This is a genomic window from Streptomyces liliifuscus (assembly GCF_016598615.1).
Classification (GTDB): Bacteria; Actinomycetota; Actinomycetes; order Streptomycetales; family Streptomycetaceae; genus Streptomyces; species Streptomyces liliifuscus.
This window is the reverse complement of the sequence record NZ_CP066831.1, coordinates 9243047-9263921: the sequence shown is the minus strand read 5'-3', so window position 1 is coordinate 9263921 and position 20875 is coordinate 9243047. Positions and strand designations below refer to the sequence as shown.

At 71.1% G+C, this 20875-nt stretch carries 37 protein-coding genes; all 37 read right to left on the bottom strand.

Features of this window, described 5'->3' with window-relative positions; genetic code table 11:
* Window positions 1-19: 19 nt before the first annotated feature.
* The 37 genes from JEQ17_RS40155 to JEQ17_RS39975 all read right to left on the bottom strand — a co-directional run bounded on the left by JEQ17_RS40155 (window position 20) and on the right by JEQ17_RS39975 (window position 20837).
* Window positions 20-307: a phage tail assembly protein T gene (locus JEQ17_RS40155; RefSeq protein WP_200399825.1), complete on the bottom strand. Its 288-nt coding sequence runs from the start codon at window positions 305-307 to the stop codon at window positions 20-22.
* Between the two features lie 74 nt (window positions 308-381).
* Entirely contained in the window at window positions 382-795 is a 414-nt protein-coding gene (locus JEQ17_RS40150; RefSeq protein ID WP_200399824.1) for a hypothetical protein, read from the bottom strand.
* Window positions 796-817: 22 nt separating this feature from the next.
* The gene (locus tag JEQ17_RS40145; RefSeq protein ID WP_200399823.1) at window positions 818-1249 is read right to left on the bottom strand and encodes a phage tail tube protein; all 432 of its coding nucleotides are present in this window, start codon (window positions 1247-1249) and stop codon (window positions 818-820) included.
* Between the two features lie 24 nt (window positions 1250-1273).
* Entirely contained in the window at window positions 1274-1702 is a 429-nt protein-coding gene (locus JEQ17_RS40140) for a DUF3168 domain-containing protein (RefSeq protein ID WP_200399822.1), read from the bottom strand.
* Window positions 1699-2076, bottom strand: a complete 378-nt coding sequence (locus JEQ17_RS40135; protein ID WP_200399821.1) for an HK97-gp10 family putative phage morphogenesis protein — start codon at window positions 2074-2076, stop codon at window positions 1699-1701. Before JEQ17_RS40135 ends, JEQ17_RS40140 begins: the two co-directional genes overlap by 4 nt.
* 169 nt (window positions 2077-2245) lie before the next feature.
* Window positions 2246-2428, bottom strand: a complete 183-nt coding sequence (locus JEQ17_RS40130) for a hypothetical protein (RefSeq protein WP_200399820.1) — start codon at window positions 2426-2428, stop codon at window positions 2246-2248.
* Window positions 2428-2772, bottom strand: coding sequence for a hypothetical protein (locus JEQ17_RS40125; protein ID WP_200399819.1), 345 nt, complete (start codon window positions 2770-2772; stop codon window positions 2428-2430). Before JEQ17_RS40125 ends, JEQ17_RS40130 begins: the two co-directional genes overlap by 1 nt.
* Window positions 2765-3133 carry a phage head completion protein gene (locus tag JEQ17_RS40120; RefSeq protein WP_200399818.1) on the bottom strand — a complete coding sequence of 123 codons (369 nt, stop codon included), beginning with the start codon at window positions 3131-3133 and terminating at the stop codon, window positions 2765-2767. The genes JEQ17_RS40125 and JEQ17_RS40120 overlap by 8 nt, the downstream gene beginning before the upstream one ends.
* Window positions 3130-3729, bottom strand: a complete 600-nt coding sequence (locus tag JEQ17_RS40115; RefSeq protein WP_200399817.1) for a hypothetical protein — start codon at window positions 3727-3729, stop codon at window positions 3130-3132. The genes JEQ17_RS40120 and JEQ17_RS40115 overlap by 4 nt, the downstream gene beginning before the upstream one ends.
* Window positions 3730-3753: 24 nt before the next feature.
* Window positions 3754-4080, bottom strand: a complete 327-nt coding sequence (locus JEQ17_RS40110) for a hypothetical protein (RefSeq protein ID WP_200399816.1) — start codon at window positions 4078-4080, stop codon at window positions 3754-3756.
* Complete coding sequence (locus JEQ17_RS40105) at window positions 4080-4457, bottom strand: hypothetical protein (RefSeq protein ID WP_200399815.1); 378 nt, start codon at window positions 4455-4457, stop codon at window positions 4080-4082. Before JEQ17_RS40105 ends, JEQ17_RS40110 begins: the two co-directional genes overlap by 1 nt.
* 53 nt (window positions 4458-4510) lie before the next feature.
* Window positions 4511-5758, bottom strand: coding sequence for a phage major capsid protein (locus JEQ17_RS40100; RefSeq protein ID WP_200399814.1), 1248 nt, complete (start codon window positions 5756-5758; stop codon window positions 4511-4513).
* Window positions 5759-5822: 64 nt separating this feature from the next.
* The gene (locus JEQ17_RS40095; RefSeq protein ID WP_200399813.1) at window positions 5823-6557 is read right to left on the bottom strand and encodes an HK97 family phage prohead protease; all 735 of its coding nucleotides are present in this window, start codon (window positions 6555-6557) and stop codon (window positions 5823-5825) included.
* 201 nt (window positions 6558-6758) lie between these two features.
* Entirely contained in the window at window positions 6759-8792 is a 2034-nt protein-coding gene (locus JEQ17_RS40090; protein ID WP_200399812.1) for a phage portal protein, read from the bottom strand.
* A gap of 12 nt (window positions 8793-8804) precedes the next feature.
* Window positions 8805-8993, bottom strand: coding sequence for a hypothetical protein (locus JEQ17_RS40085; protein ID WP_200399811.1), 189 nt, complete (start codon window positions 8991-8993; stop codon window positions 8805-8807).
* A gap of 17 nt (window positions 8994-9010) precedes the next feature.
* Window positions 9011-10831 (bottom strand): terminase large subunit, encoded by a 1821-nt coding sequence (locus tag JEQ17_RS40080; RefSeq protein ID WP_200399810.1) that lies wholly within the window; start codon window positions 10829-10831, stop codon window positions 9011-9013.
* Window positions 10832-10846: 15 nt separating this feature from the next.
* Window positions 10847-11329, bottom strand: a complete 483-nt coding sequence (locus JEQ17_RS40075) for a phage terminase small subunit P27 family (RefSeq protein WP_200399809.1) — start codon at window positions 11327-11329, stop codon at window positions 10847-10849.
* 3 nt (window positions 11330-11332) lie between these two features.
* Window positions 11333-11548 carry a hypothetical protein gene (locus tag JEQ17_RS40070; RefSeq protein WP_200399808.1) on the bottom strand — a complete coding sequence of 72 codons (216 nt, stop codon included), beginning with the start codon at window positions 11546-11548 and terminating at the stop codon, window positions 11333-11335.
* 156 nt (window positions 11549-11704) lie between these two features.
* The gene (locus JEQ17_RS40065) at window positions 11705-12049 is read right to left on the bottom strand and encodes a holin (protein WP_234048542.1); all 345 of its coding nucleotides are present in this window, start codon (window positions 12047-12049) and stop codon (window positions 11705-11707) included.
* A gap of 77 nt (window positions 12050-12126) precedes the next feature.
* Window positions 12127-12297 (bottom strand): hypothetical protein, encoded by a 171-nt coding sequence (locus JEQ17_RS40060; RefSeq protein ID WP_200399806.1) that lies wholly within the window; start codon window positions 12295-12297, stop codon window positions 12127-12129.
* Between the two features lie 82 nt (window positions 12298-12379).
* Window positions 12380-12805, bottom strand: coding sequence for a hypothetical protein (locus JEQ17_RS40055; RefSeq protein ID WP_200399805.1), 426 nt, complete (start codon window positions 12803-12805; stop codon window positions 12380-12382).
* A gap of 172 nt (window positions 12806-12977) precedes the next feature.
* On the bottom strand, window positions 12978-13232 hold the full coding sequence (locus JEQ17_RS40050; protein ID WP_200399804.1) for a MerR family transcriptional regulator: 255 nt from the start codon (window positions 13230-13232) through the stop codon (window positions 12978-12980).
* Between the two features lie 336 nt (window positions 13233-13568).
* Window positions 13569-14276, bottom strand: coding sequence for a hypothetical protein (locus JEQ17_RS40045; protein WP_200399803.1), 708 nt, complete (start codon window positions 14274-14276; stop codon window positions 13569-13571).
* Window positions 14269-14448: a hypothetical protein gene (locus JEQ17_RS40040; RefSeq protein ID WP_200399802.1), complete on the bottom strand. Its 180-nt coding sequence runs from the start codon at window positions 14446-14448 to the stop codon at window positions 14269-14271. Before JEQ17_RS40040 ends, JEQ17_RS40045 begins: the two co-directional genes overlap by 8 nt.
* Before the next feature lie 116 nt (window positions 14449-14564).
* A complete protein-coding gene (locus tag JEQ17_RS40035; protein WP_200399801.1) occupies window positions 14565-15083 on the bottom strand; it encodes a hypothetical protein in 519 nt (172 codons plus the stop codon).
* 108 nt (window positions 15084-15191) lie between these two features.
* Window positions 15192-15395 (bottom strand): hypothetical protein, encoded by a 204-nt coding sequence (locus JEQ17_RS40030; protein ID WP_200399800.1) that lies wholly within the window; start codon window positions 15393-15395, stop codon window positions 15192-15194.
* On the bottom strand, window positions 15392-15529 hold the full coding sequence (locus tag JEQ17_RS40025; RefSeq protein ID WP_200399799.1) for a hypothetical protein: 138 nt from the start codon (window positions 15527-15529) through the stop codon (window positions 15392-15394). The genes JEQ17_RS40030 and JEQ17_RS40025 overlap by 4 nt, the downstream gene beginning before the upstream one ends.
* On the bottom strand, window positions 15526-15882 hold the full coding sequence (locus tag JEQ17_RS40020; RefSeq protein ID WP_200399798.1) for a hypothetical protein: 357 nt from the start codon (window positions 15880-15882) through the stop codon (window positions 15526-15528). Before JEQ17_RS40020 ends, JEQ17_RS40025 begins: the two co-directional genes overlap by 4 nt.
* A complete protein-coding gene (locus JEQ17_RS40015) occupies window positions 15879-16184 on the bottom strand; it encodes a hypothetical protein (protein WP_200399797.1) in 306 nt (101 codons plus the stop codon). The genes JEQ17_RS40020 and JEQ17_RS40015 overlap by 4 nt, the downstream gene beginning before the upstream one ends.
* Entirely contained in the window at window positions 16181-16717 is a 537-nt protein-coding gene (locus tag JEQ17_RS40010) for a hypothetical protein (RefSeq protein ID WP_200399796.1), read from the bottom strand. Before JEQ17_RS40010 ends, JEQ17_RS40015 begins: the two co-directional genes overlap by 4 nt.
* Complete coding sequence (locus tag JEQ17_RS40005) at window positions 16714-17052, bottom strand: hypothetical protein (RefSeq protein ID WP_200399795.1); 339 nt, start codon at window positions 17050-17052, stop codon at window positions 16714-16716. Before JEQ17_RS40005 ends, JEQ17_RS40010 begins: the two co-directional genes overlap by 4 nt.
* Window positions 17053-17071: 19 nt before the next feature.
* On the bottom strand, window positions 17072-18082 hold the full coding sequence (locus JEQ17_RS40000; RefSeq protein ID WP_200399794.1) for a hypothetical protein: 1011 nt from the start codon (window positions 18080-18082) through the stop codon (window positions 17072-17074).
* A gap of 45 nt (window positions 18083-18127) precedes the next feature.
* Complete coding sequence (locus JEQ17_RS39995; RefSeq protein WP_200399793.1) at window positions 18128-18367, bottom strand: hypothetical protein; 240 nt, start codon at window positions 18365-18367, stop codon at window positions 18128-18130.
* On the bottom strand, window positions 18364-18789 hold the full coding sequence (locus JEQ17_RS39990; protein ID WP_200399792.1) for a hypothetical protein: 426 nt from the start codon (window positions 18787-18789) through the stop codon (window positions 18364-18366). Before JEQ17_RS39990 ends, JEQ17_RS39995 begins: the two co-directional genes overlap by 4 nt.
* Window positions 18782-19072, bottom strand: a complete 291-nt coding sequence (locus JEQ17_RS39985) for a hypothetical protein (protein ID WP_200399791.1) — start codon at window positions 19070-19072, stop codon at window positions 18782-18784. The genes JEQ17_RS39990 and JEQ17_RS39985 overlap by 8 nt, the downstream gene beginning before the upstream one ends.
* Complete coding sequence (locus tag JEQ17_RS39980; protein WP_200399790.1) at window positions 19072-19617, bottom strand: HTH domain-containing protein; 546 nt, start codon at window positions 19615-19617, stop codon at window positions 19072-19074. The genes JEQ17_RS39985 and JEQ17_RS39980 overlap by 1 nt, the downstream gene beginning before the upstream one ends.
* The gene (locus JEQ17_RS39975; protein WP_200399789.1) at window positions 19614-20837 is read right to left on the bottom strand and encodes a hypothetical protein; all 1224 of its coding nucleotides are present in this window, start codon (window positions 20835-20837) and stop codon (window positions 19614-19616) included. The genes JEQ17_RS39980 and JEQ17_RS39975 overlap by 4 nt, the downstream gene beginning before the upstream one ends.
* Between the last annotated feature and the right edge of the window lie 38 nt (window positions 20838-20875).

Genomic DNA, 20875 nt, shown 5'->3' with positions numbered 1-20875 from the left:
GACCCGGGTGCGGGCCTGGCTACGACTGCTGACTGCCGCGCCGACGGCGGCGGGCGCGGCGGGACTGGGTCTGGTCCTGCTCGTCGTACTTGGCCTGAATGCCCTTCACCGCGGCGAGGAGGTCCCGCCCGCTGCGCTGCGGCTTGGCGTTGCGGGACCAGACGATCAGGTGGTCCCGCAGCTTCGTCTTGCGGCCGCGCCCCATCCACGGGGAAACAACGTCCTGGCCGAGGCGGGCAATGACGAGGTCCAGGCGCTCGGGGGTGATGGGCCCGTAGAGGTTCTGGTAGGCCACCAGGCGGATCATCTCCTCATTGGTGAACCGCTCCATCACCTCGTGCGGGGGCAGCTGGAAACTGACGGCCAGGTCGTACAGGAGCTTCAGCTCTGGCCGTCTGCGGAATTTCCCTCGGCATCCCGCACCTTGGCCGCGAAGTCCTTGTCGTCGTCGGAGAGGAACTTGCACAGGTTGAACAGGCCGTTGACGATGCCCGCGGACTTCTTCGACAGGATGGACACGCCCTCGGTCACGTCCGGGAACACGAGGGCGTCGGTCTCCTGGTCGTACAGCGCCTTGGCGACGACCCAGGCCTTGTTCGACTTGATCGTCATCTCTGCGCCGTTGGAGCCCTGCTCGAACCGCATCTTGTTGAGCTTGTTCTGGTAGGCCTCCCAGTCGCCCGACGGCAGGCCGCGGACACGGAACTTGACCCCCGGTGCCCACTCGGGGAGCTCCACGTCGTCCTGGGATTTGATGTCGTCCGCGGCGCGGATGAGGTCCTTCAGGCTGCTCATGTCTCTCGTCTCTCTGGTCGTATCAGCCGGTCGGGGTGAGGGTCGGCTTGCCGCTGATCTTGAAGGTGGCCTCGCGTTCCATCTTGTCGTCGGTGGGGAACGCGTCGCTGAGGCCGGTGATCAGGCCGGCGAAATCCCAGGTGTGCTCGTCGGAGTCGCCGGGCAGCAGCACGACCTGGTAGTCGCGGAGGGTGTCCTCCTCGAAGTCGGCGTCGAGGGCGCTGTGCGTGGCGCTGGCCGGGTCGTAGTTGAGGGTGAGCGTCACCTCGCCGCCGTCCTTGAGGCCCTTGATGAACTCGCGGTACTTGTCCGGCGAGTCATGGGCGGTGACCTCGATCGCCTCGCGCGAGCGCTCCGGGCCGGAGATGTCGCTCACGTTGGCGATCGCCACGAAGCTGCCCGACCCGGTGGAGTCGCGCAGGAACTGTGTGCCGAATGCGTCGATGCCGGCCATGCCGTCCTCCTGTTGATCGTTCGGTTATGCGGGGTCGACCTCGGTGCCGATCCGGAACTGCATCGGGACGTGCCGGATGTTGCCCGGGGGCTCGGGGTCGGTGAGGGTCTGCATCGACATGAACCGCGTCCACCGGTGCACGTGGCCGACGATCACCAGCGGTGTGTGGTCCAGGGCCTGAATGACGCGCGCGGCGATTCCCAGGGCCTGTGCGTAGCCGCGGTACTGCGACCAGATGTCGAGGGTGACGACGGTCTGCGAGGCGTGCCGGTCGTGCGCGTTGTCCGGCGTCTCGACGGTGCCGCCCATGTGGATGTACGGGTACGCCTGCTTTTCCGGGACCCAGTCGAGGACACCCTTGACGAGGTCCATCAGCGGGGCGTCGGCGAGCAGCGCAACCCGGACGGCGTCGCGTACGGGCAGCGAGGCGAGGCCCGGGATGGGAGTGCTCACCGCAGGACCTTCCTCACCTCGGCGGTCAGCCGCGCGGCGTAGCGGCCGCGCTCCCGCTCAAGGGCCGGGCCGAGCGCCGGCTGCGCGGGGAAGCGGCGGGTGCCGCGCTCATGGAATGCGGCGTAGTAGTGCTCGTCGTCGTGCCAGCCGACCGTGGAGACGAGCCCCTCTTCCTGGTACTCGATGCCGACGTTGTCGTGCAGCGTGCCCTCGCCGTACCGCACGCCGTCCCGGGTGTCGTCGCGTACGGCCTCAGAGGACTCCTTCACGCCCTTCTTCAGGGCCTCCTTGATGTCCTCGGGGAGCTCGTCCAGCCGCGCCCTGAGCCGGTCGATGCCAGTGATCCTGACCGTGGTCCGGACCCTGCGAGCCATGGCGGTCACCTCCTTCGCAGGCGTCTGAGCTTGAGTAGGGCGAGTTCGGACCGTGCCGCGGCGCCCCACGCGAGGCGCTCGTAGGAACGGGCCTGTCGTGCGAAGCGAATCGCTGCGACGGACATCACCAGGGCGGCGCACGAGAGGCAGATGTGCCCGAGGATCTGTGTCACCGGGCACGCCTCTTTTCTTTGCGGATGAGGTGCAGCTCGGCGGCGACCGCCAGGACCGCCCACACCAGCCGCTCGTCCATCCGCTTGTAGTGGTCCTCGGCGCGCTGCTTGCACTCGTGCGCCTCAAGGGCGACGTGCGGCCGCCGCGGTGTGTCCGGGCGCTCGTCCTCGGCGGCCATCAGCCGCTGCTCGGCAGTTCGAACGCGGCGACGGTCACGGAGGTGACGGCGCTGTAGGTGATCGCCGCCCGCCCGGTCGCGCCGCGGAAGACGTTGGCGAGCGGGATGATCGCGTGGTCGCCGGCTGCGACCACCACCGCGGTGTCCGCGATGGCGAGGCCGGACACTGTGCCGGGGGTGGCGAGCGTGACCGTCTTCGGCGACGCGTCCCCGTTCGCCACATACAGGAAACGTCCGGGCCCGACGGGCGCGGTGTCCCCGCCGCCGGCTGCGGCGACCGCCTGGGCGGCGACGTCGGCGATGCCGGTGGCGACCGGCACCGGGATGAGACTGAGGTTAGCCATCGTCGGGCTCCCCTTCTCCTTGGATGAGCTGGGACTGGGCCTTGCGGTAGCGGGTGCTGGACGGTTCGACGACGAACAGCACGCGCCACTTCTCGCCGTCGCGCGGCTCGTCGTCGGTGCCGCCGTCGCGCAGCTCGTCGCCGCGGCGTACGTCTGCGGTGGGCAGCAGGAAAATGTCGTGGGTGTGGTCGGAGTCGGCCTGCGCGCCGACCGTCCGCTCGGTTGCGGTGGGTTGGTCGACCTTGACGCGTACGTCATCTGCTTGACGTACGTACGTGACCTCTTGGCCGCCGTGCCCGTCGTCCGCTCCCTGCGGCCGCCACACCTGCAGCGTGCGGTTCAGCCAGTGCGCGATGCTCATGTGCGCGCCCGGTACAGGCCGAGGGTCTTCTTGTCGGCCTCGGACAGGACCATGCCGAGGGCCTCGGCGGACCAGGCCTTCGAGTGGTCGCCGAGTGACTCCGAGGTGAGGAGCTCGGGGTTGCCCCACCCTGCGGCCGCCACGCGCAGCGCGATCCGTTTCACGCCCTTGGGGATGAGGACGTATCCGGGGGTGTAGACCACCTGGATGCAGCGGTCCCCGGTGGGCCACCAGGAGTTGACCCGGGTCATCGTCCCGGCGGCCGACCAGGTGTAGTCCTGGTCCCGACCGAACGTCAGGACCTCGTCCTCCTGGACGTCGTTGAGGAGCGTCACTGACTCCACCGCCGAGACGGGCCAGCGGGGCAGGATCAGCTTGTGGGAGCCGGTGCCGGGGGTGTGCGGCCACGGGTCCTCACGGGTGGGCCCGTCGAGAATCACGGTGTCGGTGGACTGCTCAAGAGGCTGGCCGGTCTCGTCGTCGATGGCGCCCTCGGCGAGCTCGATGAGCAGCTCGGCCTGGGCGGTCTCGTCGGGGGTGAAAGCGGCCGGGTGCCTCAGGAAGTGCCGCAGGTTCTCAGGGCTGGCGTACGCCACGGCCGCTCACCCCCTTGGTGTTGCTCACTCCTCGGCGGCCGCGATGGCGGCGAGGATGTCGGCCTTCTTGCTCGCGTCGCCGAGGTCGATCTTGTGCTTGTCGGCGTGGGCCTTGAGCTGTTCGACGGTGAGCTTCTCAAGCGGCGTGTCCCCGGGCGGCGGGGTCTGCTCGGGCTCGGGCTTGCGGCGCCCTGGCAGCCGGTCGCGCAGGCGCTGCTTGGGCTGGTCCACGGCGGTGCAGTGGCCGGCCTCGATGCGCATGAGGGCCTCGTCGTCGGACAGGTCGAGGATCTCCCCGGGCCGGGCGTTGAGGGTCGGGCTCGCCACGCGGCGGGTGAACTGGACGCGCATTACGGCTTCACCCTTCCGTTGCCCCGGACGACGGAGACACCGAACACGGCGTCGCCGGCGGCCGTGTCGGTGGCCACGGCGCGGATGTACCGCTTGATGCCGTGGTAGCCGATGAGGGTGGTGGTGGCCGCGGTCAAGGTGGCGGGCTCGGTGCCGTCGAGGTCGGCGTTCGCCACCGCGGTGTAGCCGGAGGCGGAGGCGTCGGACTCCTGGATCTCGACGGAGAACGCGTTGTTTGCGACGGCGCCGACGGTGATGGCGACGGCGGCCGCGTCGTAGCCGGCCAGGTCCACACCGGTGCCGGTGGCGGTCGCGGTGTACGCGGCGGGGGCGATGGACTGAACCACGCTGATGTGGTTCTTGATATCGGTCCTCATGACGGGGTCTTCCTTCCTGGCCCTGAGGCCGGGGTGGTGGGTCAGGGCCTGGGTCAGGCGACCGTGTCGTTGGACTGCAGCCGCACGAACGGCTCCTCCATGACGGGCATGCCGTCGCACTCGGCACGGCCGATGAAGCCGATCTGGTTGGTCGTCGCGTACAGCTCGATGAGCCGCTGCACTTCGAACTGCAGGGCGTCGACGATGTGGTAGAAGCTGAAGTCGCCGAGCATCCCGATGTAGTCGTTGTTCGCCATGGTCGACGGCGCGAACTCCGAGAGGATGTGCGGGATTTCGAGGATGGTGTCGGGCTGGTCGCCGAGGCCGGCCTTCCAGATGTACTGGCCGTTCGCGTCCTTGATCTTGCGGATCTCGGCGAGGATCAGCCGGTGGAACAGCCAGTGGGCCTTGGCGTGGTACGCCCCCTTGAGGGTGTACTTGGCGGTGATCAGGGCGTCCGCCGCGTAGCCGTCGGTGGCGTTGTGGACGAACCCTGTGCCGCTGGTGGGTACGTCGACGTCCCGCGCGGTGGTGATGCCGCCGAGGTCGGCGTTGCCGACGGTGAACAGGCCCAGGGCACGCTGGCTGCCGTTGCCGGTCATGAACCCGTTCTCCTGCGCGGTGGCGTGCCGGTAGGCCATCCGCTCCCGCACGATCTGCTCGGGGTTCATCGACGAGGAGCGCAGCAGCTTGCGGGAGACGAGGACCCGCTTGGCGAGCGGGTGCGGACGCAGCTCCCTCTTGCCGAACCGCAGGCCGTCGTCCTGGCTGCCGGTGCCGACCTCGCTCGTCCACTCGGCGTCGTCGAGGTCCTCCTCGCGGGTGGGGATGCCGAGGGACTCGGCGGTGGTCAGCCGGTGCACGGTGGCCAGGCCCCGGATCGGCGTCATGTCGTCGACGTTCTGCAGGAGCTCCTGGACGAACTGCTCCGGCGCGACGAGGAATCCGCCCTCGGGGTCGTTGCCCGCGTTGAGGGCGCGCGCGTGCTCGGCGTTCAGGCCGGGCCGGCCGTCGCGCAGGTAGGCGTTCCACGCGGTCATCTGGGCCTCGACGTTGCGGTTGCCCGGGCGGCCGTCGTCCGGGATGTCGTCGATGCCGCGGCGGTCGTCTTCGAGGAGGCGCTCGGCCTTGGTGATCGTGGAGTCGAGCGCGTCGCGCTCCTCCATGATCGAGTCGAACTGGGTCTCCTCGTCGCCTTCCATCGCGCGGTTCTCGTCGGTGGCCTTCTGCATGATCGCCGTGGCCTGGGCGCTCAGCTTGCTCCGCTTGACCTTCAGTTCGCGGATCTTCAGGGTGGTCATTTCCGTCCCCTCCTGGGTCTGGGGTGTGCCCGCCCGCGGTACGGGGGCGGAAGTGGCAAGTGGGTCAGCGCACGCCGGCGAGTCGCAGCAGCCGCTCGTTGTGCCGGGCGCGGGCGTCGTCGTCCTCGTCCTCCGTGCCGCTGGCGGCGTCGAGGAGTTCCTGCAGCGCGGTGATCGCGTTCTCGACGAGGCCCTTGTTCTTCTTCGACAGCACAGCGCCCGCCCGGGCGGGGCCGTTCTGCAGGGCGTCGAGGTGGGCCATGACGGCCTGGGCAAAGGCGTCGGCGTCCGGGCGGTCGCCGACGAGGCCGCGCACGAGGGCGAGTTGACCGTCTCGGCCCGACTCGACGATCGCGTTGGGGTCCATCGGCAGCGGAACCGCGCTGACCTCGAACAGTTCCCAGCCCTCGGGGGTCCCGTCGTCGGCGATGTTCCAGACGTTGAAGCCGATGGAGAACGCGTTCATGATCTTGTTGCGGTACTTGCGTTCGACCTTGCGGGCGAAGTCGTCGTCCTGGTCGAACACGACGTTCATGAGCAGGCGCTCGCCGTCGATCCATGTCTTGTCCGAGCGGCCGATGGGCAGGCCGTCGCGGCCCCAGTACGAGTGGCCGTAGCCGACGACCGGGTTGGCGTCGAAGCGGCCGAGCTCGGCGCCCTTCATGGTCAAGTTGAGGCCGTCGTCCTTGCGGCCCGCGGTGGCGGCGACGATCGTCAGCGGCTTGCCCGCGGCGTCGTCGCCCTGGTCGTCGTCGGCGCGCTGGACGTAGCCGCGCAGGTAGTGACGCTGGCCCTTCATCGGTCCCTCCCGGGGTGTCGTATCTGGCGGTCGCGAGGCGGCCCGCCCTGCTGGCGTGGGGCGGGCAGGAACCGCGCGGCGCGCAAGGGCCTCGCGCTGGTGCACGGGGCGCCGACGTGCCACCAAGCCCCATTGCGGCCCCGCTCTGCAGCGGCCTCGCACAGCGAGCAACTTCCCTGCTCCCGCTGTTCGTCGTGGCTCTCAGTCGCTGACAACGGGCACCACCTGACACATGCAGCCGGCGTGAACCGGGGGGTGGAAGGTGTTGCGCTTGGCCTTGAGGGCCTCGCCGTCCTCGCCCTCGACCTCGTCGCCCTTGGCGATGAACGGCTTCTCGATGGCGATCGTGCGGCCGTCGAGCTTCGTGCAGTACGGGCAGTTCTTCGAGCCGCGGGCAACCCACTTCAGGGAGCGGACACCGGCTTCCTTCCACGTCTCCCGCGCAGCCGCGTTGGGAAGCTGCGCGGCCTCCCAGCGAGCGGTCTGCTCGGGCCGTTCCTCCTGCCACTTGGTGAGCCGCTCGACGACCGCAGCCGCCGCGTCCTCCTCGGTGTCGGCCTCCTCGGTCTTCTTGCGCAGCTGCCCGAACGAGGAGGCGAGGCGGTAGGCGACATGCGCGAGCACGTAGGCGCGGGCCCAGGTGGACAGGTCGATGTCGTCCTCGTGGCCGACCTCCTCGGCCGCGTCCTCGGCGACGTCCGCGGCGAACGCGGTCATGAGCGGCAGCCACAGCGCGGTCATCGCCTCGCCGATCGGGCCGTCTTCGGCGTACAGGGTGGACAGCGCGGCAAGGAACGCCGGCGTCGACCGGGCGCGGCCGCCGGTGTCGAGGTGCTTGTCGACCAGGGCGCCGACTCGCTTGCGCTCAAGGTCGGCGATCTCCTGGTCTGCCTCCTCGATCTTCGGTGCCCACGCGTCGGCGAGGCCGTCGCGCGCGGCGATTCCGCGGCCGCGCATGATGCGCGCGTACCGGAGGGCGGCCGCGCGCTCGTCGTCCTCGACGGCCGGAGCTCCGCTGCCGGCGGGGACCATGTTGAGCGGCACGAGGTAGGCGTCGCCGCCCTCGACGGGGTTCATGTTCTCCCGCTCGCGCACGTCGTTCGCGGACAGCCAGCCCCACTGGCGGCCCACCGCGTACGCCTGGTAGCGGGCCACGCTGTTGCCGCGCAGCAGCGCGTCGACCAGGTGCTCGGGGTAGTACCGGCTCCGCTCCTCGGGCAGCAGTAGCTGCGTGAGGATGGCCTGCTCCCACCGGGTCAGCCACGCGTTCAGCGCGGACGACACGTAATCGAGCTGCTGCTCCTCGATGTTGCTGAAGGTGGCCCGGTCGAGGTCGCCGATCTTGTGCGGGGGCAGCCGCAGCCACCGCGCCATGTCGGTGACCTGGAGCTTGCGGGTTTCGAGGAACTGGTTCGCGTCGTTGGGCAGGCCGACCTGCTGCCAGGTCACGCCCTCCTCAAGGATCGCGACGCGGTGCGCGCGGTCGATGCCGCGATGGATGTTCTCCCAGTCCTCGGCCATCCGCTTGCGGGCCTCGGGAGAGAGATTGTCCGGGTGCGACAGCGCGCCCGCCGGAGCCGCGCCGTTGCTGAACGTCTTGGCCCCGTAGTGCTCGGTGGCCAGCCCCAACCCGATCGAGTTCGCGGCGAGCTCGACGACGGAGTACCCGCGCACACCGTCGTCGCCCAGGCCGTTGACGCACAGGAACTCGCCGGGCGCGAGGTTGGCATAGACCCCGTTCACGTCGTCGCGGTACTGCAGCCACCGCTCGACGCGCCCCTTACCCATCTGGCGCACCTTCACGCGCGTGCGGTCGGGGCGCAGCGGCCACAGCTCCTCGATGACGCCCGTGCGCTCGTGTGTGACGACGTACGCGGCGCCGATCCCCCGGGTGATGGCGTGGCCCTGCAGGGCCTCCTTGAAAGCCATCGCGCCCATCATGTCGTTGGGCGCGTCATGCAGCAGCGGGTACAACGGGTGCCCGGTCGCGCGGTCCTTGCCGCGCTTGAGCCGCTCGTAGAGGAACAGCGGCAACAGGCCGAGGTCCTCGGCGATGACGCGGACGCCGGCGAAGAACGGCGCATACATCATCGCCGTCTCGTGGTCGACGCGGATGCCGGCGCTGTTGGCCATGGAGCCGGTGAACCAGTCGACCACCCACTTCTCCGGGGTGGCGATCCCGGAGAGCGGTCCGGCCGAGGCCCGGGCCACGGTACGCACCGCGGAACGGAGCATGCCCATCGCGCCTCACCCGCCCCTCTTCGCGTCGATGAGCTGCTGGCGTGCGGCCGCCTTCTCCGCGAGTACGGAGAAGGCCAGGCCGATGACGAGCAGCAGTCCGCCGATGGCGGTCAGGGCGAGCCATGGCGCGATGAGCCACAGACCCGCGCCGAGGAGTCCGATCCCGAGCAGTGCGAGGACGTCCCAGCGGTCCACCCGTCACCTCCTGGTGGTCACAGGGCCATGCCCTGGCTTTCGTAGACGGACGGTTTGGGCATGCCGCGCATGGCACCGTCGACGCCGAGGATGAGGCTGACCATGCCGTCGATCCGCTTGCCGCTCTTGTCGCGGTCGGGCTTGACGGGCCGCAGGCGGACCGGGTCGTCTCGCGGCGATTTCTTCTCGACGTTGTCGGCCATCCACCGGGCGACCGGGTTGCCGTAGTGCGCGAACTCGGGGGCACCCTTGGCCTTGAGACGGCGCATCAGGTCCGTCATCGGAGGGGTCATCCGGTCGAACGTCGTGTTCGATTCCAGCATCTTCAGCCGGGTGCGCTTCACGATCTCCTGCCGCACCGGCTCGCCGCACCACTTGTCGTACGTGATGTCGACGATCTTGAAGTCGTTGTGGTCGGCCTCGACGTCGTCATAGATCCGGTCGTAGTCGATCGTGTCGCCCTCGGTCTCGGTGATCCATCCGTCCCGCACCCACTCCTCGAACGAGCCGTTGGTGTGCTCGTTGAGGACGGGCGTGACGGACTCCGGGACCCAGAACCGCCACAGCGCCGAGCCGTCGGGGAACAGCAGCGTGAGCGCGGTGAGGTCGAGCTTGCTCGACAGGTCCAGGCCGCCCCAGCAGCGCTGCCCCCTGAGCCGTTCCCGGACCCAGTCGGGGGTGGGGGCGATCTCCCGCGTGCACGCGTTCCACAGGTCCATGGGGATCCACCGCGTCACCTGCGAGACGCGCTGGTTCAGCCGGAACTGACGAAACCCTGCCTCGGCCGCGGGGCTCTTGCGGGCCTCCTCGGCCTCCTCGCGCAGCGACGTGATGGACAGGAACGAGCCGAGGGCGGGGTTCGCCCAGGCCCAGTTCCGCTCGTCCCACGCGTCCAGCGAGACGGGCAGTTCGGGACGGGCGGGGAACAGCCGCCACAGCCGCTCAAGCTCGTCGACCGTACGCGGGGTCTTGCGTACGAACACGAAGTGGTGCGGCGCGCGGGGCGGGTCCTCCATGACCCGGTCGGCCTCGTCGATGAAGTCCGCGCCGAACGACGTTCCGTCTTTGGTCTCGGTGGTGATGGCCAGCATGAGCGGCTGCACGCGCGCGCCGGCCGCCGTACGCATGGCAACCCACAGCGAGTCGTCCGGCTGGGACAGGACCTCGTCGAGGATGAACGCGTGCGGGTTGTGGCCGAGCTCGACGTCGGCGTCGGCCGGGATGACCTCGTAGTGGCTGCTGGTCTTCTCGTCGACCAGGCGCCGTGCGTTCTTGATGTGCGTCAGCCGCTCGGCGAGGATCGGCGACTTCTTGACCATCTTCGTCGCGGGCTCGAACACCTTGCCCGCCTGGCGGGTGTTCGCGGCCGCGCCGTAGACCTCGGCGGACTCCTCGTTGTCGCCGCACAGCATGTACAGCGCGATGCCGGACAGCAGCGCCGACTTGCCGTTCTTGCGCCCCATGACGACGGTGGCGCGGGTGTAGCGGCGGACGTAGCGGCCCCACTGCTGGGACCAGTGGACCTCGCCGAACAGCGGCCGGATGATCTCGTGTTCCTGCCACGGCGCGAGGACGAACCGGGTGTTGGCGAGCGCGCCGGCGGGGTGGATGAGCAGCTCGGCGAAGAACTTGACGACCTTGTCCGCGCGGGGCTCGCAGTAGTGCGCGCCGCGGCGGGTGCACGTCTTGTCGTCGAGGGTGTAGCCGCACACACCGCCGCGGCGGCTGTTGGGCCGCCACCGCTTGTGGTGGTCGACGCGCAGCACGCGGCGGCGCGTCGTACGGGGGCGGGCGGCGGCCTTGCTGCGGGCGGGCCGGGTGGCGGTCCGAGGAGCCATGGCGCCCTCCTCGCGTCAGGACAGCAGCCGCTCCGCGCCCTTCCCGTCGCCCTGGTGGGGAATCTTCAGCTGGGCGCGGTCACTGGGGGTTAGGCCGAAGCGTGCGCCGTAGCGCTGCACCTGGGAGTCCGCCGCGTCCAGCGCCATCAGCCAGGGGTTCTTGCCGCGGCGGTGGCCGACCAGGTCGCCGTTCTTGTTGAACACGGGGAGCTCGACGACGGCGCCTTCCTCCTCGACGTGCTCGGCCGCGTCCCGCCGGCGGGCCACGGCGTCGCACCAGTTGGCGAACGCCTCGGTGTCCCAGGGGGTCAACACCCTCTTGGCTTCGAGGTCGCCGGCGAACGTCTCCCAGACCTCAAGGGCCGCGTCGCTCAGCCAGTCGGGCGGGAGGACCTCGCCCTCGTCGGGCTGCGGCTCGTCGGTGTTGATCCGGTCCTTGCGGTCGCCGTGCAGGATGCGCAGCGCGGTGGGCTTCCCGGCAGGTCCACGCTCACCCATGGGTCACCTCCCATCGCCGGCGGGGAAGGTGATCCCCGGTGCCGGCAGCGTGTCGCGGCCCAGGAACGTGTCGGCCTCGACGGGCCACATGCAGTCGCCCGGCTCGGTGCAGACGTCCCGCGCCTTGTCCTCGGTGGTGAACGCCCCGGCGAAGTCCCAGTCCTGGGCCCAGCCGTCGGCGTCGACGCTCTTCACCTGGGCCACGATCCACAGCTTCACCGCGCCTCCATGATCACAATCGGTGGTCACACTCGGTTACGGCGACCGCCGCGGTACGGCGGATCCCGATACCTGTCAGCACGAGAGGGGGCTCCCCCCCGCGTTCCTCGGGGCCCCAGGCCCAGAGATCCGAGGCCCCCTCCCCCTCACGCTCTGTCAGAACGGAGGGACGTCGTTCCAGCCGGCCGGCTGGTGCCGCGCGGTCTCCTTCGAGTGGCACGGGCGACAGAGGCCGCGACCGTATGCAGGGTTGTGCTCGTCCCAGTCGAGCTCGCGCAGCTCCCGCTTGGACCTGGGCCAGTGGTCGGCGTGCTCGCTGGGCGCACCGCACGGCAGGGCGTGGCCGTGCGCGGTCTCGGGGCACACGCACGTCGGGTCACGGGTGAGGACACCGTCACTGAAGCGCTCGCGGTGCTCACGTCCGTAGCCCTGGGCTGTCGCCGAGGGACGAGGCCGGCGAGCCCTGTCGCCGCACTCGGCGCACTTGGCGCTGCCCTGCACTGGCGTACCCGAGCAGCTCGGTGTCGTGCATGGGCGAGGCGCTCGGGAGGGCACGAGCGCTCACCTCCCGATGGGGATCAGGTGCCGTGCTGCTCGGCCTGGCGCCGAGCCTCGCGCTTGTCGATGAAGCCCGTGGTGAGGCCACAGCAGCAGACCATGCAGGCGCACCCTGTCCCCTCGTAGCAGGCCCAGCCGTCTTGAGGTGGGAGCTCCCGGAGCTCGCGTACGAGGAGGGGAAGGTGTCGCATGCGGTGCTCCTCCCTGCGTGGGTGCGGCCCCGTACCTGGTGAGTACGGGGCCGCGTGGGGGCGCTGAGCGCCAAGGGGTAGCTCAGAAGTCGGGGCAGATGTGCTTGTGCGCCAGGGCGAGGATCTTCTCGGCGGTGGCGGTGTCGCGTCCCTCGGGGTTGGTCGGTGAGGTGAAGCGCTGGCCGGTGAGCTTGATCTGCTTGGCCTCGTCCCCTGGTGAGTTCTTGATGGTGCTGCAGGTGTTGATGCCGCGGCTGACGGCCTTGTCGGCCTTGCCGTGGACGATGTCGGGGTCGATGGCGTTGAGGCCGTCGATGTACGCGGCGCGGGGCGCGGGCTCGGGTGACGGGGGCAGGCCGGCGGCCTCGCGTGCCTTGGCCAGGTCTGCGGCGGACACCGACGGGGCCGAGCTGCTGGGCGAGGCCTTGGCGTCGGTGCTGCTGTCGGTGGTGCAGGCGCTCAGGGCGAGGAGCGCGGCCGCGGCGATGGCGGCGTGTCGGGTACGCATCCGGTCAGGCTGGTGGGTCGGGGCGCGGCATGTGGTGCGTATGGAGCCCCTGTGGCCGTTCTGTGACGACATGTCAGGCCCGCTGCCCGGTCGCTGTGCACGCGCAGCAGCAGGAGCGTGGGGCTCCGGCTACGGGACCCCATCCTCTGGAGCATCGCCGGGCAGCGGGGGTTCAGGGGGTGCGGGTGCGGCGGGTGGCCCGTTCGGGGTTGAGGGCGATCTCGCGGGTGGCTTTCTCGGCGCGGGCCAGGTCGGGCAGGGAGTAGAGGGGGTGGCCGCGTTCGTCGAGGCCGGCCACGCGTAGGTGGCCGCGGGTGCGCCAGTTGCAGATGGCGGAGCGGGTGACGGCTGCTGCGCCGGCGGATACCAGGCGCCGCCACTGTGTGGCGAGCTGGGCGGCCTCTACGCCGTTGTAGAGCTCGGCCATGCGCGCCCCTTCCTGGTGTGGGACGTGCCGCAGCCCCGGGCCTGGGTGGTCCGGGGCTGCGGTCTTTCGGTGAGTGGGGTGACAGGGACCGCTCTTGAGGCTTGCGGAGCCCGCCGGTGCCGCGGCCCGTAGGCCGGGACCGGACTTCCCTTCCCCTGGGCGTCGCCCCTATGTGGGAGTTCTGTGAAGTGGGCACACGTGTTCTGTTGGCGCCATGTTCACACCGTGACCTGGGCGTTGTCCAGCAGGAACGGCGCGACCCGCCGCGATCGGGTTCGCGGCGGGTCGGTGTGAAGCGGCCGCGGCCAGTGTGGCACGGGGGTGTGACGGCGGGGGTCAGGCGGGCTGTTGGGCGGTGCGCAGGTACTCGGTGGCGTGTTGGTCGTAGGCGTCGGGTTCGAGGTGGTGGCCGCAGGCCGTGCAGGTGATGCCCCATCGTCCGTCGACGGTGACGAGGGCGAACGCATCGCACGTGGGGCAGGGCGCGACCTTGCGGTGGGTGTGCGGGGTGGCGTGGGTGAAGTCGCGGATGCGGGCGAGGAGGTCGCCGAGCTGCTGGTGAAGCTCACCGATCCATGGGCGGGTGAGGGCGTAGGGGAGGTAGGCGGTGAGCCAGGCGCACCAGCCGGTGATGGTGGGGCCGCCGGCGGCGCGGTAGGCCTCGCAGGGCTGGGTGTGGGCGGTGCCGTACGGGTCGCGGTGGACGGCGGGGTAGTCGTAGGCGACGCGTCCGGCCCACCCGTCGAGGAGCGCGCGGATGGGGACGGTGCCACCGGCCTCGGGGTCATCGGACGGGGGCTGGGGGTGGCCGGGGCCGAGGAGGGTGAGGACGCGGAGGTCGACGGGTACGGGGGCGTGGGCGCGGCCGCTGCCGCCGAGGCGGCCCGCGCGGGGGCGTCCGGCAGGCTCGACGAACTCGGCCAGGAGGTGAGTCTGGCCCGGGAGTTCGGCGAGCCACGCGCGCAGCTCGTCGGCGTGGTACGGGCAGGCGTGGACTCCGTCGGGCGCGTCCCGGGGGCACATGGGCACGGTGCAGTTACTCACGGTCGGCCTCGATGGGTGGGATGACGCAGAAGCTCGGGTTCGCGATTTGCCAGCCGGTGCCGGGCATGTCGCAGGTGACGGTGGCGGGGTGTCTGTCGATGTAGACGAACTGACTCTGGACCCAGCTCATGTGGAGTTCGCAGACGAGCGAGAAGTCCACGCTAGGGGTCATGCGCCAGAAGACGTGCCAGGTCGCGGGTGCTCCGCAGCGTGGGGCGCCCGGGAAAGGGCATGCGCCACAGCTGGGGTCGCCCTGGCGGTGCCTGGGGATGAGGAGCGGCGGGGTGGTCACCGCTGTACGCCCTGCAGGAGCGTGAACAGTCGTTCGATCGCGGCGGCGTCGAGGTGGTCCCACTCGCCCAGGGCGTAGCGCAGGCGTACGTCGATCTGCGCGGCGATGGCGGCCTCGGTCCAGTGCAGGGCCATCTCGCGGGCCTCGTCGGGGTCGAGTTCGTGCTTCATGGAGCCGCGGGCGATGTGGACGTACGGCTTGTGGGTGCGGTGGCCTGCGACGGCCGCGATACGCAGGGCGGGCTTGCCCTTGGGCGAGGGACGCCGTTTGCGGATGTCCATGACCATGAGGCCGATGGTGTCCATGTCGGCCTTCAGCGTGGCGCGGAACGAGTCGACCAGCGCGATGTCGGTCTCGGCGGCCGCGGCGGCCGCCATGAGGTCGCGGGCCGTGGTGAGGACCGTCTCGGGGGTGAGGAGCTGCGTGATCTGGCCCCACTGCAGGAGGCAGGCGGCCTTGCCGTTGCTGTCGATGGTGGAGCGGATGTAGGCGGTGTAGTCGTCGGCGGTGCTCATGAGTGTTGTCTCCCGGTGGCGGGGCGAGGCCATTCGTACTGGCGGGTAGGGGTTGGGGGTCTCGCGCGCGTGCAGTTCGCGGGCGCGTATCGCAGGCGCGCGCGAGTCTCAGTGGTCGGTCTTGCTGGTGCCGAGTGCGTCGATGGCCCTGCAGGTCCTCAGGAGTTGCCGCCGCTGCTGGTAGGCCTCGTGGGCGGTGACGGCGCGGCGGACGATGGCGTAGACGCCGAGGCCGACGGCGACGAAGACGATGAGGCCGACGAGGGCGGCGAGACCTCCGATGGCTCCTATGGCGAGGACGTCGTACGTCATGGCGTGTCTTCCTGGGTGGTTGTGTGTCGTCGTGGGGCGCCGCGGTCCAGGAGGAGGCGGCCGATGCCGATGAGGAGGCCGCTGATGAGGGGCAGGAGGACGATTCCGGCGCCGATGGTGCGGGCGGCGTTCATCGGGGGTTCCTGGCGCGGCGGCGGTCGCGGATGTCGGTGACGGCCTGGTGGGCGAGGAGGAGGGCTCCGGCGGCGCCGATGCATCCCCACACCCAGCTGTTGACGATCACGGCCAGGACGGCGGTCAGGGCGCAGGCGAGGGTGAGGACGATGAGCGTGGCGATGTCACGGCGTCTGGGCATGGCGGTCTTCCGGGTGTCGGGGGCGATGACGTAGCCGCTGCTGAGGAGGTACGTCTCGACCTGTTCGGCGACGGCGGGGGCGTGGAAGGGCTCGCAGGGGTCGGTGTGGAGCCACCAGTCGTCGAGGGCGGCCTCGATGACGTCGCGGTGGCCGCGGGGCGGGGTCGTCATGGGCGGGCTCCCTGGGTGCGGAGGTCTCGACGGATGCGCCTGATGGTGGTTTTGCTGATTCCGGTGCTGCGGTTGATCTCGTTGGTGGGGCGGCCGGCCTGGACCATGTCGACGACGGTCTGCCGGAGGCCGGGGTCGAGCCGGGTACGGCGGCGGGGCGAGGGCAGGGGGATGCCGTAGGCCTTGCGGGCGAGGGCGATGCAGTTGGGGCTGACGTGCAGCTGCTGCTGTATGTGGCGGTAGGTGGCGCCGGCGCGGAGCATGTCGGCGATGTCCTGGCGGGGCGTGGTGCCGCGGCTCATCGGGCCTTCTCGGTGTGGTTGGTGAGGGTGCGGCGGACGCGGCCGATGTGGCTGGTGCTGGTGCCGAGGCGGCGGACGATCTCCCAGTCACTCGTGCCGCCGTCGACCAGGCGGGCGACTGCGGCGGCCGCGGTGAGGCCGGTGGTGCGGGCGATGTCGTCGGCGAGGTGCGCGCCGGCGATGCAGCCGCCGATGCCGCAGGTGGTGCGGACGTATCCGGTCGGCTCGCGTCGCCAGTGGCGGCGGAAGAGCACGACGCGGGCGTTGTAGCGGGTGCCCTCCGACTCGAAGACGGGGGTGCGGCCTCGGGTGGGTCCGGTCCAGCGCAGGTGTCCGTCGCCGTGGTGTTCGGTGTAGCGGGCGAGCGCTTCGTCGATGGTCTGGGTGGGCTGCTGCTGCTTGGGGACGGGCAATCTGTGCTGCCTGCGGAGGCGGGCGATGCGGCTGTAGTCGGCGCGGGTCTGCTCCCGGATCGCCCGGGTGCCGAGGCCGGCGCGGAGCAGCTCGACGACGACGTTGTCGGGGGTGTTCATCGCTGCCACCTGACGGGGCGTACGCCGGCGCGCACCTTGGTGGCGGACAGGCGCTTGGCGGCGGGCTTGGGCGCGGGTACGGGGCAGGTCGCTACGTGGGGCTTGTGGAGCTTCTCGCTGCCTTCCAGGCTCGGGCGGTCGTTGGAGAGCTGGCGGACGAGGTAGCGGCCGACGCGGTCGATGCGTACGGCCTGGTTGCCTGCGGGGTCGGGCTTGGGGTCGACGGCCTGGGTGACGCGGTTGGCGTCGGTGACGCACCAGATCACGGCTTCCAGGCATCTGGGGCAGTTGCCGGGACCGTTGCGCGGGGAGGGGCGCGGGCTCGGGTGGGGCATTGCACGGGGTCCTTTCGGGTCAGCCGGTGGAGTGGGGCAGGTAGCGGGCGTGGTCGCCGGTCCAGCGGTCGCCGTACACCGCGGCGGCGTCATCGGGACGCTCACGGGCCACACGGCCCCTCCAGCCCTCCCGTGGGGCGCCGATGGGCGGATCACCCACGCCGGGGGCTGCGGGAAACTCCTGGGAGCCGTGAGGCTGCGGGACGGACATCAGGAGCGGGAGCTGCCCGGTAGGGCGCGAACTGCCGTCATGTGCGCCAGGGCGTGCGCCGTCGACGGCCCGGAGCGACGGCGGCCGGTCCGGCGGCGAGCCCTCCTCGGCCCGCTCGTGGTTCTCCTCGCCCCGCGCATCCCGCACTTGAGTTCCCACAGAAACCATCTCGTGGTGGGTGTCCGTGGCACTACCTGGTTTATTGGGGGGACAGGCCCCCGTTCTCGACGGGGAACCGTCCCCCGAACTCCAACGGGGAGGCGTCCCCCGTTCTTGACTTCCGGTAACAGGCGGGAAGTTCGGGGAGGCGTCCCCCGAACTCGCCTGTGCGGCAGGGGCGTCGCGAACGGGGGACCGTCCCCCGAACTCGGCCCGGCCGGCGGGGGCGTGGCCGTCATCCTCGCCGGTGTCCGCCCCACCCGCGGTGAGGACAGCGGCGGCGGCTTCCCACCGCGGCGTGTACGGCGGCAGGAGCAGCACGTAAACGGTCGTGCGGCCACGCCTGGGGGCCTGCTCGGTCGTGAGGATCCCGGCGGCAATCGCGGCCGTCAGGTAGCGGCGGGCGTCCTTCTCATCCGAACCCATTGCCGCGGCGAGCTCCTTGAGCCGCAGCGGCCGCCCGGCGGTGTCCTCGTCCTCGGCGTGCCAGCGCGTACGGCCGGCCGTGTCGGCCATCGCCGCCACCGTCTGCACGGCGTACAGGAATGCCTTCTGACGGCGCAGGGCGACGGGCATCCTGGGTACCCACTGCCACGCCATCCGCAGGCGGAAGGTGTGCGGGACGGAGCCGCTCGCGCGGTCCGTCTGGCTGTCAGACACAGTGCTCCTGAGTGCGGGTCGAAGCGGGCGGAAACGGTTCTCCGGTCACGGCGGATCGGGTGCGTCGGCCACGGCCGGAACGGTGTACTCGGCTCCGCACGGGCCCATGCGCACGCCTGGGCCGGTGTGGCGGTGGTGCTCGCCGCAGCCGCTCGGCCCGGTGCACTGAACCGAGTACTCGGTGCGGCCTGACGTCCGGATCGGCACGGACGGCACCGCGGCCGGGCCGCCGTACGCGGGCGGGTCGTCGGGGAGCAGCGCTAACTGCTCGCGGTGGGCGCTCATGGCCGGTCGCCGGGACTGTGGGGGCGCTGGTATCCCGGCGGGAAGCTGAGCGTCACCGACCGGGGCGTGTGGCCGCTGGGCTCGCCGCGGTCGATGTAGCGCTCGCGGTACAGGACGCTCAGCGAGATGTGGACGTCCTGGACGGGCACGTTGCAGGCCTTCGCCAGCCGGGGCGCGACCAGCACGTCACTGGACGGGATGTGCCCAGTGCCGTCCGCGTAGTGGGCGAGCATCATCGCCAGGAGGCGGCTGTAGGGGTGCAGTTCGCTGTAGCGGATGGCCTGTTCCCACGTGTGGCGGTCGAACAGCGGGCGGGCGGCGAGGCGTTGCTCGGCCACCTCGCGGCGCGGGGGCTCGGCGATCAGACGCGGGGCGCGGGCAGCGACGTTGAGGGGGGTCGGTCTGGCGAGCTGCTCAGCCATGGGTGTGCTCCTCGGATCGAGGGCCCGGGCAGTCCCGGGCGTGATCGGTGTCGACGTGTTCGGTGAGGTGGGCGACGTCGGCCGCGCCGTAGGCGTCGTAGGCGCAGCCGTGGCGGCAGGTGAACCGCGCGGCCGGCGTCCGCAGCCACACGTGCCGCTTGGAATGCCAGTCGCCGAGGTCGACCCACAGGCCGGGCAGCAGACGCGGCGGCCACTGCCCGGCCCGTGGGTCTGGGTGGGCCGCCCGCCCCGCAGGGGGTGACGGGACAGACGGCCCGGTCATCAGCCGGCCTGCTCGGACCGGCGGGCCACCGGCAGGGGCCGCAGGGTCACGTGGCTGACCGTGAACGACTCCCCGACCGCGATGTCACCGCGGTCGAGGGCCTGGCGGTAGTGGTGCGCCACCGCGGTGATCGCGTGGTGAACGAGCGTCTCCGGCGACTGGCCGGTCTGCGCCAGCGTCGCCAGATCACGGCGCACCGCAGGCCACTGGCGCAGGTCGAAACCGTCCGGCAGCGCCAGCGGCCCGCCCGCCTGCGCCATGCGCCGCGGCAGCGGCGCCGCCGCCTGATCCGGTTGCGCCAGCGGCGCACTCTGCGGCGCATCCCCCGGCGCGTCGCCCTCGGTGTCACCCTCGCTGACCTGCGGCGCATCCTGGTCGTCCGGCTCGGCGGGTGGCGCATCGTCCGGCTCGGCCTCGGCCGCGAGACGCTCAAAGTCGCGGCGCACCGTGTCCTTGGAGACCCCGAGCCGCTTCGCGATGGCGCGCTGGCTCAGGCCGCCCTCCTTCAGCTGGCGCACCAGGGTGAGCCGGTCGGTGCGCGTCACTGCGCCACCCCGTCTTCGCCGTCCTGGTCGCCGTCGTCGTCCTCGTCGTCGAGGTCCTTGCCGTAGTCGGGGTCGTACTCCGCGCACGCGTCGCGGCCCTCCTGGTCCCGCCAGTCGGCCTCGCGCGGGTCGGGCAGCACGGGCAGCGGCACGACGACGGCCAGCTGCACACCGAACGCCGCGCGCTCGTTCTCGGCGGGCAGTTCGAGGACCATCTCGCCCGGCGCGCCGGGCGCAGGTGTCACGTACCGCTTGTCCAGGCTGTCGGCGTAGGCCGCGAACCCGGCCGCGTGGTCGACGGCCGCCTCGTACTCCGCGTAGAGGCCGGCGAAGTGGACACCGGCGACCTTCGCGCCGACGGTGACCACCGCGTGCAGCTGCTCGGGCAGGGCCGGGCACGCGTGCGGCGGGTCGACGTAATCGGCGTCGGGACTGTGCGCGCCCCCGTGGTTCTTCCAGCGCGCGCAGTCCGCGTGATCCGGCATCGCCCCGGGCGCGCCGCACGGCGGCAGCGAGGTGACCGACCGCAGCCGGGCCAACGCCGCGGCGGGGTCCCCGAGTTCGAGGTAGCGCTCGGCCTCCCCGATCGTCTCCCCAAGGGCCTTGAGCATGACGCCGGCGGGCCGCGGACGCGGGGCGGCGCCGTTGTGCACGACCTGGCCGTCCCTCACGATCGTCAGCCGATGCGGCCCCGCCTCGAACCATGCCTCGTACAGCGGCTCCTCGATGGGCCCGGGCGCGAAGAACCCGGTCATGCTGTCGTCGGGGGCCGTGTGGCCGATCAGGCACAGCTGCAGGGAGTCGGGAAACCCGTCGCGCGGCTCGACCGCGTACGTCTCCCCGTACGGCGGCATCGTGCCTGCGGGCTCGTAGTGGACGTGGACCACATCGCCCGCACGCGCCGGATGCCAGGGCGCGGAGGCCAGGGCGATGCTCGCGTCCATGATGGCGTTGAGCTCGCCGCTCAGGCTCCGGGCGCGCTTGGCGTCCTCGGCCTGGGCGAGCGGCGACCGGGCGTCCGGGGTGTCGGAGGGGCGGCCGTACAGGCGGGTGACGATGTGCAGGGCCACGTCGTGGACGTCGCCCGCCCACACGTTCCCGTCGGCTCCCTGCTCGGCCGTGGCGCCCGGGGCTCGCCCCCAGATGCGGGTGGCGGGAGTGTGCGGGCCCATCTTGGCCAGGGCCTCAGTGATGATCTGCAGCTCAACAGAGCGGCGCATTGCGTGTTCCTTCGTGTTCAGGCCCGGCGGGAGGGACG